Origin of the sequence: Radiobacillus kanasensis, assembly GCF_021049245.1 — a bacterium.
Classification (GTDB): domain Bacteria; phylum Bacillota; class Bacilli; order Bacillales; family Amphibacillaceae; genus Radiobacillus; species Radiobacillus kanasensis.
The window spans coordinates 1,267,327-1,282,915 of record NZ_CP088020.1 but is presented as its reverse complement, the minus strand read 5'-3'; the positions used below and the strand labels follow the sequence as shown (position 1 = coordinate 1,282,915).

Genomic DNA, 15,589 nt, shown 5'->3' with positions numbered 1-15,589 from the left:
TCACAAGGTATTCCAAAAGAAAAGACAGTCTTGAAGATACCTTCACTACTGTCTGCTTAATCGCTCTGTTTTGGATTCGACTTTGTAAACTCTTTTATTTAAAACTTCTGTTTTGTCATCAACGTGTTCCGTAATTTTCTCTGTATAAGTCCCAAGACTTTCGATTAAGTTTTTCTGTAATTTCTGTTGCCCCGCTTCTAATCTTGCTTGTCCCATTTTCAATTCTTCAATATCTGTCTTGATGCCTTTCAGTTCACCGATATCTGTCTTGATGCCTTTCAGTTCACCAATATCTGTTTTGATGCCCTTCAGCTCACCAATATCTGCCTTGATACCCTTCAGCTCACCAATATCTGTTTTGATGCCTTTCAGTTCACTCAAAATTTGTTTTAAATTACCTTCCACAGTACTTTCCTCCGCTCCAAGATATTCTATACTAATTATACCACCTATAAGCTATTTCCAACATATTAGAAAAATGTATTCCTTATCAAATTCCCAGATTAGGTTTTACATTTTCTCCTTATAACAAACGTGATCTTTGGTACAAAAGGAGCTTGAAATCGATGATTTTTTGTTTCACTCATGCACCCGTTTATTTAAGTGCATTTCTACACGAAAACTCACTAACCTCCACATAATAAGAGTGACACTCGCACCTTCCAGACTGTGGCATTCATAATTCTTTTAATAAAAGCGAGAACAATTAACGTGGTCATTGTGCTATTTCGGCTGCGGTTTTGTATGCTTATTCAAATGTTCATATCCAATAATTAATTATTATTATGGAAGAAAAAAACCAAATCACATGTGATTTGGTTTGCTAATGATATACTGTTTTGTATGTTCATCAAAAAGGAACCCGTAGTGGTATACGCTTTTTTCTCTATGAACTTTGTTATCCAGAAAACTTAAGGCAATTTAATCGAGCCACTTAAATCCTTCAAAATAGATTGCATCATATTTTTGGGTATATCAAGGGATAATAAATCCCCTAAATCACTATCCTCATTCACCTTTTTCAGGTGATTTACTTCTCTATGAATACTCTCCATTTTTCTATCCAACTCGGCGGCTGAGAGTGCTGCTTCCTTTAAGTCCTTTGTTAATCTTTCTGGAATCTCCTTATTATATTTATAGAAGATTTTATGCTCTAGGCTTGCCCAAAAGTCCATCGCAATGGTTCGAATTTGCAGCTCAACATATACGTCTTCCTCTCGATCTGACATGAAGACAGGTATTTTCAATATTAAATGAAGGCTTTGATAACCATTTGGTTTAGGGTTTTTAATATAGTCTTTTCGCTCCACCACTTCGACATCTTTTTGTTTCTCAATCATCTCACTAATGCGGTAGATATCGTTGATAAAGGAACAAGAAATTCGAATGCCTGCAATGTCTTTAATATTCTCTTTTATGGATGGAAGCGAAAAATCGATGTTTTTCCTGATCACCTTTTGTAGGATGCTTTCTGGTGATTTTAATCTCGAGTTACAATGCTCAATTGGATTATAGTCATGAACATATTGAAATTCTTCTTTTAATATATTTATTTTTGTATTTAATTCATCCATCGCGAATTTGTAAACCATCGTAAATCTTGTTAGCTCATTGATTGCTTCTTTAAATTGTGTTAGATAGTTCTGTCCAGCTTGATTCATTAATAAGTTGTCTCCTTTTCTCGACATCGTGGAATCATTGTTAAAATCTATACCTCCATGTTAGCATACTTTCTTTTCCTATTTCTTTTCAATTCTGTGGAAATTTTGGTGCCTGTCACTTGTCGAAATTTGTCAAACGCTCAAATCCTATTGCTTTTTCTTTCGTTAAAAGTTACTATTGTAGTAGTAACTTATTAGAAAGGGCGTCATGATATGGATAAACGTGTATATTTACTAACGATTGTTTCCTTTGTCGTGGGGATGGTCGAATTGATTATAGGTGGAATTTTAGATTTAGTAGCAACAGATTTGCATATTAGTATCGGAAAAGCTGGATTATTGATTTCTATGTTTTCCTTAGTTTTTGCGATATCTGCACCAATATTATTAACGGCAACCTCTAAGTATGAGCGTAAGAAGGTTACCCTCATCTTCTTGTTCGTTTTCTTAATTGGAAATTTGGTAGCTGTCTTTAGTCCTTCGTTCGGTGTTCTAATGCTAGCTAGAATTATTTCGGCAGCAAGTGGATCTTTGTTAGTTGTGCTATGTGTAACCATTGCATCCAACATTGTGGAGAAAAAATACCGTGCACGAGCAATTGGAATTGTCTTTATGGGAGTCAGTGGTTCCCTTGTACTAGGGATGCCGGTTGGACTAATGCTAGGAAACGCCTTTGGATGGCGAGCTCCTTTTATACTCATTACGCTCTTAACCCTTTGCTCCATTGCAGGAGTGTACTTCCTAATGGAAAAGGTTGAACCAAAGCCTGCTGTAAGTATTCGTAAACAACTGGCAACATTGAAAAATAGAAGAATTTTGTTTGCTCAGCTTACAACGTTCTTATTTTTAGCTGGGCACCTAACGTTATATGCTTTCTTAACACCATTTTTAAAAGAAATGTTAGGATTAAATGGTACTTGGGTTAGTATTGTGTACCTTATCTTTGGAATCTCTGCAGTAGCAGGCGGTGGAATTGGAGGAACGTTAGCGGATAAGTTTGGTACAAAACCAACGATCATTGGGGTTATCGTAGTCTTTGCACTCGCTATCTTCTCCATCCCTTATACGACTTTTTCTCTTCCACTCTTTTTGATTGTGATGATGATTTGGGGAGGGTTAAGCTGGGCGATTACACCAGCTACGCAAAGTTATCTTATCGAGGCTGCTCCGGAAACTGCTGATATTCAACAAAGTCTAAATAATTCAGCGCTACACTTTGGAATAGCTTTCGGTTCCTTTATTGGTGGTCTTGTCATTGAGCATGCTTCCATCGAACAAAATGCCACATTCGGCGGATTGTTTGTATTAGTTGCCTTAGGTGCTATGGGAATTTCTATGTATCGGGGTATGGACTCTTCTACACAAGTATCGGACAGTTATTAAAGGAAAAAAGGATGCTCTCCCTTTTGGGATTTAGCATCCTTTTTATTCGACTTTTTTTGGCAAAAACCGGGTGATGCCTGGCACCATGGCTAAAAACCAGGTGGTGCCTGACCAATATTTTACTGTCTTTTTTTGGTTTTTTTATTATGTGCTTTTTCCATTGCTGTTAACGGTTCGTTCGCTGCTTCGTGATCAAATTGTCTGGATAGTTTATTACGCACCGCTTGCTCATCACTTGGTCCACTTGTTAATCGGTCTTTTTTACGGTCTGCCATACCCATCACCTCCACCTATAGTTTGTGATGGATTGAAATTAGTATGTAACATCCAGGAACATTGCTAAGTCTTTCCCTACCTTTTAAAGGATCCCCTTGAATTCCGAAAAAGAAGCCGATCGGCCACAACAGCTAGAAACGAAATTCCAACTATCACCGCAACAATCCGCAATACATTCAGATAAGACATTTCATTTCGTATCACATATTTTTTGATCTCTCCCCACGTATAAGTACTATCACTTAAGAAAGAAATCTCCGTATCATTCTTTACTTCATCATTCGTTACCAAAACATCGTATGATTCTAAGTCATTATTGTCAAATAACGGAATGTTTCCGTAGGCGAGGCTGATAGAGAATGGAATCACACCAAAGACAATGATCAACATTAAAAGAAAAAACACTGCTTTCTTTTTCATATTCATCAGCACACACACCTCCGCTACTATTATATTTACCCTCCTTCTTAAATTATGTTTAAATAACAAAACAACCTTAAAAGTTGAATAAAAGGTCTCATTCTATCTCATCTTAAACTTGAGGTGACTCATATGATAAATCGTGCAATTACAACCGCTTTAGTAGGGATTGGGGCTGCCCAATTTTTAAAGGTACCGTTACATTATGTGGAGACAGGTATATGGGATTGGAAGAAACTGTACGGATCAGGAGATATGCCTAGTTCACACTCGTCTGCTGTGACCTCTCTTACAACATATGTAGCATTAAAAAAAGGAATTCCATCCATTGATTTTGGAATTAGCAGTATCTTCAGTATCATTGTTATGTATGATGCAATGGGAATACGGTGGCAGGCTGGAGAAATTGCGATTGCTGTTAATGATATAAATGAGCAGATGGAAAAACTCGCACATGAACACCCTGGTTTTTATCACAGAAAACGGGAAAAAGAATTAAAAGAAATGCTCGGGCACCTTCCTATTGAAGTCGCAGGTGGTGCTATTTTAGGAGTTGCGATTGGGGCATTAAGTTATCTAACGGATAAAAAATCCAAAAAACATAGTTAATTAAAGGAGGTGTCAAACCCAATTGGGATGACACCTTATTGTGTGAGCAAATTGATATATCATCCTCCCTTACATCTGCTACAATAACAAATATCTTGGAATTGAGGTGTTTTTAAATGAAAGTGGAAGTATGGTCGGATTTTGTTTGTCCGTTTTGTTATATAGGAAAAAGAAGATTGGAAAATGCACTTGAGCAATTTCCACATAAAGATCAAGTAGAAGTTGAATTTAAAAGCTTTCAGCTGGACCCAAATACCCCTGCCTATACTGAAAAGCATATCTATGAAGCGTTAGCAGCAAAATATGGTTCTACTATCGAACAAATGGAGGAAATGAACAAAGGATTGATCCAACAAGCAGCGGAAGTTGGACTAACGTATAATTATGACGACATGAAGCCAACGAATACTTTTGATGCCCATCGTCTAACTAAATTTGCAAAAACCGTAGGAAAAGAAGCAGAGCTAACAGAAAAGCTTTTACATGCTTATTTCACAGAGTCTAAGAATGTTGGAGACATCGATACATTAGCTGACATCGCAGCGACGGTTGGCATTGAGAAAGAAAAAGCATTAGAAGTATTAAATGATAAATCTGCTTACTCTCAAGACGTAAAAGCAGACGAGAGTATGGCACGACAAATTGGGGTAACTGGCGTACCGTTCTTCGTAATAAATAATAAATATGCCATCTCTGGCGCACAACCACTAGAAACATTTGCTGGAGCTCTTCAAAAAGTTTGGGACGAAGAAAACCCAAAACCAATGTTTGAAGATCTATCGAGCGAAAATGGAGCAGTATGTACGGATGATAGCTGTGCCGTTCCGGATCGAAAGGAATAGTCTTACTAAAGAAGTGTCTTCCATGTGGAGACACCTCTTTCTTTTCTTATTTATTCTCCGTTCTACTCAAAAAATGCATTAATGCACCAAGCATACCTGCATCATTCTTATGCTTACATCTCAGGATTGGCAATCGAAAATTCTCCCAGAATTCTAGCTTCTCGAACTGCGTCCGCATCAGATTTAACAGGTCCTCTTGAGCACTGACCCCACCACCAATTAATATCTTTTCTGGATTCAAAGTGACCGCTAAATTATATATTCCACAACCGACATACGACAACCATTCATCAATTAAACTGTTCACTCGATTATCTTTAGCCGCTTCCTCAAAAATTACCTCTCCTGCTATAGTTGAATCCGGATTTATGCCTTTTAGCTTTTTATATTCCTCTACTAAGCTACTAGTAGATCCATTATGATGCCAAATTTCTCTTCCATTAGCTCCTTTTTGGGTAACCATAAAGCCAAATTCTCCACCTCTAAACGAATGCCCATGAAGGATGCTACCATTTAAAACGATACCTCCACCAATCCCCGTCCCTATGGTAATGCAAATAAAATTCTGACTATCCCTTGCATTTCCATTCAACATTTCAGCTAACGCTACACAGTTGCCATCGTTCTCCACCTCTACGGGAAGATTCACTTTTTGCTCCAATAATGTTTTTAAGTTTTTATCTTCTAGAGCCGTTACACTACCAGCTGTCTCTGCGTGACCCGTTTCAATGTTGATAAAACCAGGCATACTAATTCCAATTCCACAAACTCTATGTGAGGATTTGTATTGCTCAATCGTTCGTACCATATCGGCTAATAATTGTTGCAAATCAGTAGTCGATGTATTGTATTGATTTTTTTCAATGAACGTACCGTCCTCGAATAATAGAGAGTGCTTGACCCTTGTTCCGCCTATATCAAATGCTATATATTTTTTTCTCACTTCATTCCCTCCTGCCATTTCACAAGCTCAGCTCTTCTCCATTTGTAGCAATCACCTTTTGGTACCAGTCAAAGGACTTCTTCTTCCTTCTTTCTAGCGTCCCGGTTCCATCATTGTTCCGATCGACGTAAATAAACCCATAACGTTTTTTCATTTCTCCTGTCGTAAACGAAACGAGGTCAATACATCCCCAAGCCGTATAACCCATTATGTCCACTCCATCAAGCTCAACTGCTTTTTTCAGTTCTTTAATATGGGAAGCTAAGTATTCAATACGATAGTCATCCTGGATCGCGCCATCTTCTTCAACGACATCTACAGCACCAAATCCATTTTCCACAACAAATAACGGAAGTTCGTAGCGCTCATATAAAGTAACTAGCGTATATCTTAGTCCAACAGGGTCAATTTGCCAGCCCCAGTCACTCGCCTTGACATATGGATTGGGAACGGAATGCTGGGAAGCACCATCTGTTGACTTACTCGTATCCGTTTGAGCATCCACTTTAACTGCATTCGACATATAGTAGCTTAATCCTATGTAATCAACCGTGCCTTCTTTTAGAATCTGACTGTCTTGCGGTTCCATTCGAATATTGTATCCTTTTCGCTCCCACTCTTTTAATATGTAGTTTGGATAATAGCCTCTTACATGCACATCGGGGAAGAAAAACCTTTCATGCATGGATTCTGTTGCAACCATTATATCCTCGGGATTACACGAAAATGGGTAAAAAGGAACAAAAGCAACCATACAGCCGATTTGAAAATTTGGATTTATTTCTTTTCCTTCTTTGACGACGAGAGCACTAGCTACTAATTGATGGTGTGCAACCTGGTACATCGTTTCTTCCTTATTTTCATAGTCGGAGTATTTTACACCTGAACACGTCCAACCATAAATATCCGACGAAGTGTTTGTCTGATTATTAATTTCGTTGAAGGTCATCCAATATTTCACCTTACCTTTGTATCGTTCCATAACCGTCGTTGCATACCGAACAAAAAAATCTACGACCTTTCTATTAGTGAAACCGCCATATTCTTTTGCCATGTGGTAAGGCATTTCGAAGTGACTTAGTGTGATAACTGGTTCAATCCCATGCTTCAGCAGTTCATCGAAGAGATTATCGTAAAATTGGAGACCTTCTTCGTTAGGGTCTAGTTCATCTCCGTTTGGAAAAATTCTAGTCCAGGCGATACTTGTACGAAAACATTTAAACCCCATTTCGGCAAATAAAGCGATATCTTGTTTGTAATTCCCATAAAAGTCTATCGCCTCATGGTTCGGGTAATATTCCCCTTCAAACACACCATCAGTAATATGTCGTGGAATCCCCTTTCCACCAGCTGTCATTACATCTACAATACTGGGGCCTTTCCCTCCTTTATTCCATCCGCCTTCTAATTGGTGAGCCGCTACAGCACCACCCCATAAAAAGTTGTTTGATAACATCGTCTTCCTCCCTTAAGATAATTATCTTTATATCTATAAAGAGCTGTTAGTAGCTAAATCGCCCTAACAGCTCCGTATAATTCATGTTGGAATGTATTTCGTTTCTAATTTTCTCAAGGAAATATCAGCCCTGTACATGATGATGAAGCTCACGATACTTCCTGAAAAAAATGGGATAATAGCAGGGATATAAACCGTTACATAATACATCAACAACAAACTTGCTACTATAATTAGCATAGACAATGGTGATGATACGCCGAGGTGAATAGCGTATTTTATAGACTGCCAAGGTTTTAGTTCAAAATGAACAAACACAGGAAAAACGTATAAGACTATCACGATATATAGCATAGTTAATAGCAATAACAATCCAGATAATAGACTCATAACCGCACCTTCAAGCTGACCAATGAATAAGAAATCTATATAGAGTAAACATCCGCCAACTATAAGCAGGAAAGAAAGTAAATTTGCTTTCCAAAAATCTTTTTTATATGTCTTCCGAAAGGTTGAGAAAACGTTTATATCCTCCTGTCCTCTCACCCACTTGCGGATAACCGTAAACATAGAGGATGTAGCAGGGCCAATTCCAAAAAGGAGAAGTCCAATCAAACTAAATCCAATCCATAACAAATTTACGTAAACAAGCCGTGTAATCCATTCACACATTCTATATAACCAGCCTGACAAGCTTCCCATCGGCACCTCAATCTCCTTCTTTTCGATTATCCTTTAATGGAACCAGCCATTAAACCTTTATTTATTTCATCTGTAAAGATTAAGTACATAATAATAGATGGAATGGCAATAAGCGACATAACCGCAAATTGCGCCCCGTAATCCGATGAATATTGTCCGACAAACTGAATAATGGAAAATGGTAATGTTTTAAATGTATCCATTGTAATAAACGTGTAGGCCATGATAAATTCATTCCAACAGTTGATAAAGTTTACGACACTGATTGTCGCGATAGCTGGCTTCGTAATCGGGAAAATCACTTGGAAAAGAATTCTCCAAATACCTGCCCCATCAATGACGGCCGCTTCCTCAATGGATCGTGGAATAGTTTCCATAAATCCTGTCACGATAAACATGCTGATAGGAATATTAAAAGCCGTATAAGGTAAAATCAATGCCCAATAGCTATTTAACAAGCCTACTTCATTAAAAATAATGAAGTTCGGGAGTAACGTAGCGTGAATAGGAATCATCATTCCTAACAAAATGATGTTCATAAACAGGCCACTAAATCTCCACTTCATCCTCGTGAATGCATAGGCAAGTAAAATAGAAACAATAGCGGTTAGTGCAACGGAAACGAATGTAACCAATACACTATTAAAGAAGTATGGAAGCACATTCCCTTGATTAAAGGCACTTACATAGTTACTCCATTCCGGTGGAGATGGAATTTGGAAAATGGCTTCACCAAAAAATTCCCCACTCTTTAATAAAGAATAATCAAATAACCATAAAAGAGGGAAAAGCTGTAAAAGGCCTACAGTTGCCATAAAAACATAAAGGATGACTTTTCCCACACGTAAAGACTTCTTTTTGCTCTTTCTAGAAAGGTTTATGTTTGGTGTTGTATTCAATTGATTTTCCATTAGTATTCACCAACATCTCTTTTAAGAAATTTGTTTAACAAGACCGTGATGATAAGGACAACAATGACAAAGATGACTGAAATGGCATTTCCATAACCATATTGAGCAGAGGAGAAGGCTGTTTGGTATAAATAGTTACCCAGTAGCTGTGTACTATTTCCCGGTCCACCATCTGTCATGAGATAGACAACTTCCATTTGCTTTAAACACGAAATAACCGCAATAATAATAGCTACCCGCATCATAGGTGCTAACAACGGAATCACAACTTTCGTATATAACTGAAACGGGTTGGCACCATCGATCTTGGCCGCTTCATAAAGTTCATCTGGAACTCCTTTTAAACCTGCATAATAAAGTAAAAATGCATAACCAAACCCTTGCCACATCGTAACTACTATTATCGACCATATTGCGAGATCTGGATTTCCTAACCAATCTTGCGTTAAAGAAGATAATCCAAGGGCTTCAAGCACATTATTGAGCAGCCCATATTGCGGATTATAAATACTTGCCCACAATTTCGCAGTAACCACGATAGATATAATGGCCGGAATAAATAAAACGGTACGCAGAACCTTTTCCCATCTCCCACAATGTGTGATTAAAATGGATAGAAATATGGCAATTGGGTGTTGAATAAGAATGGTTGCGACCGTTAATAGTAATGCGTTCATTAAAGAGGTTCTAAATATTTCGTCATTCAGAATGATATTTTTAAAGTTTTCAAAGCCTATAAAATTGTATTCTCCAATGCCGCCCCAGTCTGTAAATCCATAATAAATACTCATGCCGATTGGAAAGATGATCATGGAAGTAAGAATAAGAAAACCTGGTGCAACAAGGAGAAAAATAGTTTTTTTATCAGACATCAGCTGATTCATGCCTATCACTCATTTCATTTATAGAGATAAAAAAATTCTTTTTAATGTGGAAGATGATGGTACATTCGCACCATCACCTTCCTGTTTAGAACAGTCTTTTATTCAGATGCCTCACGTGCTTTTGCTGCTGCCGCATCCAGTTCTTCACCAAATTCTTCTGGAGTAATGTCTCCAGTAAACAGTTCCTGGTGAAGCGTCATAATCGTTTCCTTAAATTCAGGTGTAGAATCATCCAAAATTGGTGTACCACTGGCAGATGTTACACTGTTAAAGATTTCAATCATTTCTGTTTGAAGTTGTGACTCATCGCCAGTTAAGAAATCTTCGAAGTTCTGTGCTGGCATTCCAGCTCCGCTCTGCCAAACTAACTTAGCCCAGTTTTCAGGTTGGAAGTAGTATTTCAAAAACTTAACCGCCTCTTCTTTATGTTCTGAGTTCTCTGCGATAGAGTATCCTCCACCTTGATAAATTACTAGATCACCAGCTTCTGCGTTTTCAGATACTGGATAGTTAATAACACCTACATTTTCTCTAAAGCTTTCTGGGAAGTTTTCATCTGTTGCTAGCCCCATTTCCCAAGCACCCATTAGATACATAGCAGCTTGTTCTTGACCAAATAAGTTTCTTGCAGTCCCGTAATCTGCTGTTAACCAACCATCAGCAAATACACCTTCATCTACCATTTTCTTCATTTTTTCAGCGGCTGCAATAACTGCAGGGTCTGTATAAGTAGCTTGACCTGCAAGTGCCTCATCCATTAAATCAAAGCTACCTGTTTCACGCTGTAAGGCATAGTCAAACCACATTGGAAGAATCCAACCTTCCATTCCGTTTGTAACAACAGGATTGATTCCTAATTCACGGAATTCCTTAGATACTTCAATTAACTCCTCTTCTGTAGTAGGAGGCTTTAAACCGTTTTCTTCAAAAAGACGTTTGTTATAGAAAAGCGGTAAAAAGTCTGTGTTTTTCGGTACGCCGTAAATTTTATCTCCTTTTGAGAACCCAGCAAAAGATCCTTCAATAAATCCCATGCCTTCAAAATCAGCTTGATCCAACTCGTGTAACAATCCGTTGTCAATTAATGGTGCAATAAAAGAAGATTGACCCCATGCTTGAATAATATCTGGTAATTGATTTGTAGAAGAGTAAATTTTGATTTTATCCTTGTACGGTTCATCTTGAAGCGCTTCCACTTCAATGGTCACATTTGGGTTTTCCTCCATGTAAGCATCAATAATTTGTTGCTCCACTCCACCCATACCAGTTTCACGATCTGGAAGAGCTGTAAAGAAGCTCAATGTAACCTCTTCTCCTCCCTTTCCGGAATCTCCACTATTACCATCTCCCTATGAAGTAGAGTCTTCACTACATGCAACTAAACTAATAGAGACGATAAAAGCGAATAAAAGTATTAATAGCGACTTTTTCATTCTTTCCCCACCTTTTATTTTTTGTGTTCGCTTGCTACTTATAAGTCTATGGACTCATAAGAAAGAAAACAATGTAGCATTTTTTAGAAACCGTTTACATTTTTAATAGGTTTTTCGAACTATCTAGTTATTTCCTATATTTATAGTATACTAGCATCAGCAGAATGAAAGCGTTATATATTTTAGGTGAATTTACAAGAAGCCTGTTACAACCGTATTATTATAAGGAATTGAGGATCGGTTATGAAGAAAAAAAGACTTGTAACCTCTTATTTAGATTTGCCCGTTCGATTTAAAATCCTACTTTGGTTTATCCCATTATTATTAATCACGGTTGCTGTAACGGGTTGGTATTCCTACTACACGGCGAAAAATCAAGTATTGGAAAAGATTAATCGAGCCCAGCTTGAATACACGAATCAAATTAGTAATCAATTGGACTACATCACAAATGATGCGGTTGATTTTACAAATTATCTATTTTTGCTTTCTAGTGTCCAACAATTTTTAAATCCGATTACACAGGACGATTCTATTTCTAGAAGAAAACAAATCAGTGAGATTGCTTCGAGTCTATTAGTTAATCAACGTGACTTTCAATCTCTTGTTTTGTATGGATTCAATGAAGAAGTGCCACCACTTGCCATTAATCAAACAGGAGTTACGAGTACGATGCCCTTTTCGAGCTTTACAAAGACACAACACTACAAGCTTGCCCTAGAGCAAGCAGGCAAGCCCTCTTGGACCCTACTCACAGGTGATGAACACTTATTTGAAGGGGATAGCAGAACGAAGATCATTCTTACGAGGGTTATCAAAAATTCTTACACATTAAAAGACCTAGGCATGATCGTTATAGGAATCAATGAAGAAACGTTAAGAAGAAAATATACAAAGGGCCTAAGTAATAACGCCCAACTTTTTATTGTCCATAACAATAATAAAGTAATCACATCTACGGATGGTCAATGGATTGGCAAAGATGTAGCTGACGTTCCATATTTTGAAGAAAAATCGGACGATAGCATAACGCTTACGAGTAACGAATGGATAGTAGCTAGTTCCCAATCTGAAAATGGATGGAATGTTCTCCTTCTACAGCCTAGGGAAGATCTACTCAAGGAGTTAAATACAATTAAAGTATGGACCTTTATTGTAACGGCTTTATGCTTTTTAATGGGAGTTTGGTTTTCCTGGTATGTTTCCTTAGTCATAACAAAACCATTAAAAAAACTGACCAAATCCATTTATCAACTTCAGAAAGGGGATTTTACTCAACAAGTATCCTTCCGAGGCAACGACGAAGTTGGCAAATTAGGACGAGGCTATGATCACATGGTGCAACAAATGAAGAAGTTGATTGACGACGTGTTCCGTTCTCAGTTAAGTCGAAAAGAAGCGGAATTAAAAACATTACAAGCACAAATTCATCCGCACTTCTTATATAACACCCTTGACACCATTTTTTGGAGGGCGCAGCAAAAGAAGGAGGCAGACATTTCCGACATGATTTATTCCTTATCTCAATTTTTTCGATTAAGTTTAAGTGACGGGAAGGAATTCGTAACAGTACAACATGAGCTCTTGCTTATCAAAAATTACCTAACCATTCAAAAAAACCGTTTCACCAATAAATTCACCTTCGAAATCCAGGTGGCAGACGATTTAAAAGAAATACATATACCGAAGCTCCTCATACAACCACTTGTAGAGAATGCCGTACTTCATGGCCTTGATTCTATTGAAGATAATGGATTGATATATATCCACATTGTTCGAAAGGATAGCTTCTTATTGATTGATGTTGTAGATAATGGAAATGGCATTGAAAAACAGAAACTAAATCACATCAATAAGTTCCTCCAAAAGACTGATTTCGAAACGATTGCGATGGAAGAGCTACAGGATCGGCCAGGTTATGCCTTACTAAATATCATGGAACGCTTAAGAATGAAGTATGGACAAGAGGCCACGATGATGATTGAAAGTGAACAGGGAATGGGAACAAAAGTCATGCTTCGTATCCCTTTGTCTATAGAGCATTAAATATGGGCTTATAGAAGGAATAAGCCTTTAGAATGGGAGTGATTCACCTGTTTAAGCTGTTAATAGCAGAAGATGAAGAGACCATCCGAAATGGTATTGTTTCGTCCATTGATTGGAACAAGCACAATATCGACGTATGTGCAGAAGCGTGTAATGGTGCAGAAGCGTTATCGTTACTGGAATCCGTACACCCAGACATTATTCTAACGGATATTCAAATGCCTAAAATGAATGGATTAGAATTCATTCAACAAGCGAAAAACAAAGATTATTCCTTTGAAGCAATTGTCCTAACAGGTTATGAGGATTTCCAATATGCAAAACAATCAATCCGTTTAAATGTATTTGATTATATCTTAAAACCAGCCCTACCTGATAAAATTTTAGATGCTGTTCTTCGAGCCAAACAACGGATTGAGCAAGCAAAGCTAATGAACCAACAGCTTCATTTTTTAGAAGAATACACGGATAAAAAAAATCGCCTGGATAAAGTTGAAAAATTAATATATTGGTTTCATTTTCCCGAACAATCCAGAACAGACGATAAAGTAGACATCATAAAACAGCTAAGAATGAATATCCGCCCTAATATAGACATGCATGTTGGGATTATTCGATTCCCAACCAAAGCCACTTCCTACTATATAGATGATTATGAGCTCTTAAAATTTGCTTGCCTAAACGTGACAACTGAAACATTATCTTCCTTTTATGATGGGAACTTAGAAGTTTTATTTGATCAAGAGCTGCTCGTTTGGGTGGCCAACACAGATTCAAATTATGAGCCTAGTAAGTTAGAAACTTATTTAAATCAGTTAATGGAGAACTTTCAGCAATATTTGAAACTACCCATATATATGGGGATTGGAAATCCAAAACCGTCCATTGATGACTTACATCAAACGTTTCAAGAAGCCAAAGAAGCTTTAGATGAACACTATTATCATAAAGAAAAAAATGCCTTTTTCTATACAGAAGATCGAGATTACAAACATATTCTTCATGATAAGGAACTTTCTAGATTCGAAAATGAACTTATAACTGATATTTATAATAAGCAATACGATGCAGCCTTAGATAAATTGGAGAGTTGGCTTATTTATTTAAAGGAAACCACATTCTATCATAAGGATCAAATGAATCTTAAGGCTATGACACTCATTATCGAGATGCAAAAATTTGTACAAGGAAAAACACTCACCAAAATTGAGTGGGAAAATGACTTCGTGAACTGGCTCGAAAAAATGCCTACAATGAAAACATTCGATGACATGTCCTCTATTCTGAAAAAGATATTCCAAAACGTCTTTGAAATATTGACAGTTGAAAAACCGGTTCATCGCACCGTTCAACGAGCACAAGTAATTATTGAAGAAAGATACACAGAAAACTTAACTTTAGAATCCGTTGCTAACGAAGTGTTCGTTTCAAGTGCCTACTTGAGCTCGCTGTTTAAACAGGAGCTTGGTATAAATTTTCTCGACTATTTGCACCAATACCGCATCACCAAAGCTAAACTCTTATTAACCCAAAATTATAAGATTTACGAGGTAGCCAATAAAATCGGATACAACGATGAGCGGCACTTTAGTAGTACGTTCAAAAAGTGGACTGGAATTACACCTTCCCGGTTTCAGAAGGAAAATAAGTTTATAGGGTAAACAGGGAGTTCCGCGCTTAGAGCTAATGTTCTGTACAAACATTTGCTGGAGCTCTTCAAAAAGTTTGGGAGAATACATGTTTTATTATAATAACAAACGTATAGAATCAAAGTTAAAAGGCAAGAGCCCTGTACAATTCAGAACTCTTGCCCAATCAGCGGCTTAATTAAATTATATGTCCAATTTCTTGGGGTCACTTCAAATCCAAGCGTTTTTCAATATCTTAATGTTTGACTGTTTAACTTTAGGAAAAGTGAGGATTTTCACAATGGCTACATTTTAAATGTATCTAATTCTTTAGTTAAGTCCATTTTTAAAATAAAATGGACCTAACTAAAGGTACTTTTTACATCTAGATACTA

At 37.3% G+C, this 15,589-nt stretch carries 16 protein-coding genes; 6 read left to right on the top strand and 10 right to left on the bottom strand.

What is annotated here, in order from left to right; all coding sequences use genetic code 11:
* Positions 1-45 precede the first annotated feature (45 nt).
* The gene (locus tag KO561_RS06765; protein ID WP_231096354.1) at positions 46-405 is read right to left on the bottom strand and encodes a hypothetical protein; all 360 of its coding nucleotides are present in this window, start codon (positions 403-405) and stop codon (positions 46-48) included.
* A 506-nt stretch (positions 406-911) separates the two neighbouring features.
* On the bottom strand, positions 912-1,661 hold the full coding sequence (locus KO561_RS06760; protein WP_231096353.1) for a GTP pyrophosphokinase: 750 nt from the start codon (positions 1,659-1,661) through the stop codon (positions 912-914).
* Positions 1,662-1,874: 213 nt separating this feature from the next.
* Here KO561_RS06760 and KO561_RS06755 point away from each other — a divergent pair, with 213 nt between their 5' ends.
* A complete protein-coding gene (locus KO561_RS06755; RefSeq protein ID WP_231096352.1) occupies positions 1,875-3,044 on the top strand; it encodes an MFS transporter in 1,170 nt (389 codons plus the stop codon).
* A 119-nt stretch (positions 3,045-3,163) separates the two neighbouring features.
* Here KO561_RS06755 and sspO read toward each other — a convergent pair whose 3' ends face one another.
* Together sspO and KO561_RS06745 are read right to left on the bottom strand one after the other, a co-directional pair.
* Positions 3,164-3,319, bottom strand: coding sequence for a small acid-soluble spore protein SspO (gene sspO, locus KO561_RS06750; RefSeq protein ID WP_231096351.1), 156 nt, complete (start codon positions 3,317-3,319; stop codon positions 3,164-3,166).
* 76 nt (positions 3,320-3,395) lie between these two features.
* Positions 3,396-3,746: a hypothetical protein gene (locus KO561_RS06745; RefSeq protein ID WP_231096350.1), complete on the bottom strand. Its 351-nt coding sequence runs from the start codon at positions 3,744-3,746 to the stop codon at positions 3,396-3,398.
* Positions 3,747-3,872: 126 nt separating this feature from the next.
* Between KO561_RS06745 and KO561_RS06740 the strand changes: the two genes are divergently transcribed.
* Entirely contained in the window at positions 3,873-4,349 is a 477-nt protein-coding gene (locus tag KO561_RS06740) for a divergent PAP2 family protein (RefSeq protein ID WP_331000837.1), read from the top strand.
* A gap of 116 nt (positions 4,350-4,465) precedes the next feature.
* Complete coding sequence (locus KO561_RS06735) at positions 4,466-5,191, top strand: DsbA family oxidoreductase (RefSeq protein ID WP_231096349.1); 726 nt, start codon at positions 4,466-4,468, stop codon at positions 5,189-5,191.
* Between the two features lie 46 nt (positions 5,192-5,237).
* Here the strand turns inward: KO561_RS06735 and KO561_RS06730 are convergent, their stop codons facing one another.
* From KO561_RS06730 to KO561_RS06705, 6 genes are all read right to left on the bottom strand, one after another.
* A complete protein-coding gene (locus KO561_RS06730) occupies positions 5,238-6,134 on the bottom strand; it encodes an ROK family protein (protein ID WP_231096348.1) in 897 nt (298 codons plus the stop codon).
* 19 nt (positions 6,135-6,153) lie between these two features.
* Positions 6,154-7,590, bottom strand: coding sequence for a 6-phospho-beta-glucosidase (locus tag KO561_RS06725; RefSeq protein ID WP_231096347.1), 1,437 nt, complete (start codon positions 7,588-7,590; stop codon positions 6,154-6,156).
* 81 nt (positions 7,591-7,671) lie between these two features.
* On the bottom strand, positions 7,672-8,292 hold the full coding sequence (locus KO561_RS06720; RefSeq protein ID WP_231096346.1) for a YesL family protein: 621 nt from the start codon (positions 8,290-8,292) through the stop codon (positions 7,672-7,674).
* 26 nt (positions 8,293-8,318) lie between these two features.
* Positions 8,319-9,203, bottom strand: coding sequence for a carbohydrate ABC transporter permease (locus KO561_RS06715; protein ID WP_231096345.1), 885 nt, complete (start codon positions 9,201-9,203; stop codon positions 8,319-8,321).
* Positions 9,203-10,087 carry a carbohydrate ABC transporter permease gene (locus KO561_RS06710; RefSeq protein WP_231096344.1) on the bottom strand — a complete coding sequence of 295 codons (885 nt, stop codon included), beginning with the start codon at positions 10,085-10,087 and terminating at the stop codon, positions 9,203-9,205. The genes KO561_RS06715 and KO561_RS06710 overlap by 1 nt, the downstream gene beginning before the upstream one ends.
* A 98-nt stretch (positions 10,088-10,185) precedes the next feature.
* Complete coding sequence (locus KO561_RS06705) at positions 10,186-11,388, bottom strand: ABC transporter substrate-binding protein (RefSeq protein ID WP_231096343.1); 1,203 nt, start codon at positions 11,386-11,388, stop codon at positions 10,186-10,188.
* Positions 11,389-11,763: 375 nt separating this feature from the next.
* On the opposite strand from KO561_RS06705, the gene KO561_RS06700 reads away from it, so the two are divergent.
* The 3 genes from KO561_RS06700 to KO561_RS06690 are packed head-to-tail and all read left to right on the top strand — an operon-like array spanning position 11,764 to position 15,393.
* Entirely contained in the window at positions 11,764-13,566 is a 1,803-nt protein-coding gene (locus KO561_RS06700; protein ID WP_231096342.1) for a sensor histidine kinase, read from the top strand.
* A 32-nt stretch (positions 13,567-13,598) separates the two neighbouring features.
* A complete protein-coding gene (locus KO561_RS06695) occupies positions 13,599-15,227 on the top strand; it encodes a response regulator (protein ID WP_231096341.1) in 1,629 nt (542 codons plus the stop codon).
* Between the two features lie 25 nt (positions 15,228-15,252).
* A complete protein-coding gene (locus KO561_RS06690; protein ID WP_408004845.1) occupies positions 15,253-15,393 on the top strand; it encodes an IS3 family transposase in 141 nt (46 codons plus the stop codon).
* Positions 15,394-15,589 lie beyond the last annotated feature (196 nt).

What these genes read in the sequence shown, in the direction of transcription:
- KO561_RS06740 (WP_331000837.1), top strand. Translation starts at nt 3,873, where the DNA reads ATGATAAATCGTGCAATTACAACCGCTTTAGTAGGGATTGGGGCTGCC.
- KO561_RS06715 (WP_231096345.1), bottom strand. Translation starts at nt 9,203, where the DNA reads ATGGAAAATCAATTGAATACAACACCAAACATAAACCTTTCTAGAAAG.
- KO561_RS06760 (WP_231096353.1), bottom strand. Translation starts at nt 1,661, where the DNA reads ATGAATCAAGCTGGACAGAACTATCTAACACAATTTAAAGAAGCAATC.
- KO561_RS06745 (WP_231096350.1), bottom strand. Translation starts at nt 3,746, where the DNA reads ATGAATATGAAAAAGAAAGCAGTGTTTTTTCTTTTAATGTTGATCATT.
- KO561_RS06725 (WP_231096347.1), bottom strand. Translation starts at nt 7,590, where the DNA reads ATGTTATCAAACAACTTTTTATGGGGTGGTGCTGTAGCGGCTCACCAA.
- KO561_RS06710 (WP_231096344.1), bottom strand. Translation starts at nt 10,087, where the DNA reads ATGAATCAGCTGATGTCTGATAAAAAAACTATTTTTCTCCTTGTTGCA.
- KO561_RS06690 (WP_408004845.1), top strand. Translation starts at nt 15,253, where the DNA reads ATGTTCTGTACAAACATTTGCTGGAGCTCTTCAAAAAGTTTGGGAGAA.
- KO561_RS06735 (WP_231096349.1), top strand. Translation starts at nt 4,466, where the DNA reads ATGAAAGTGGAAGTATGGTCGGATTTTGTTTGTCCGTTTTGTTATATA.
- KO561_RS06720 (WP_231096346.1), bottom strand. Translation starts at nt 8,292, where the DNA reads ATGGGAAGCTTGTCAGGCTGGTTATATAGAATGTGTGAATGGATTACA.
- sspO (WP_231096351.1), bottom strand. Translation starts at nt 3,319, where the DNA reads ATGGCAGACCGTAAAAAAGACCGATTAACAAGTGGACCAAGTGATGAG.
- KO561_RS06700 (WP_231096342.1), top strand. Translation starts at nt 11,764, where the DNA reads ATGAAGAAAAAAAGACTTGTAACCTCTTATTTAGATTTGCCCGTTCGA.
- KO561_RS06755 (WP_231096352.1), top strand. Translation starts at nt 1,875, where the DNA reads ATGGATAAACGTGTATATTTACTAACGATTGTTTCCTTTGTCGTGGGG.
- KO561_RS06695 (WP_231096341.1), top strand. Translation starts at nt 13,599, where the DNA reads ATGGGAGTGATTCACCTGTTTAAGCTGTTAATAGCAGAAGATGAAGAG.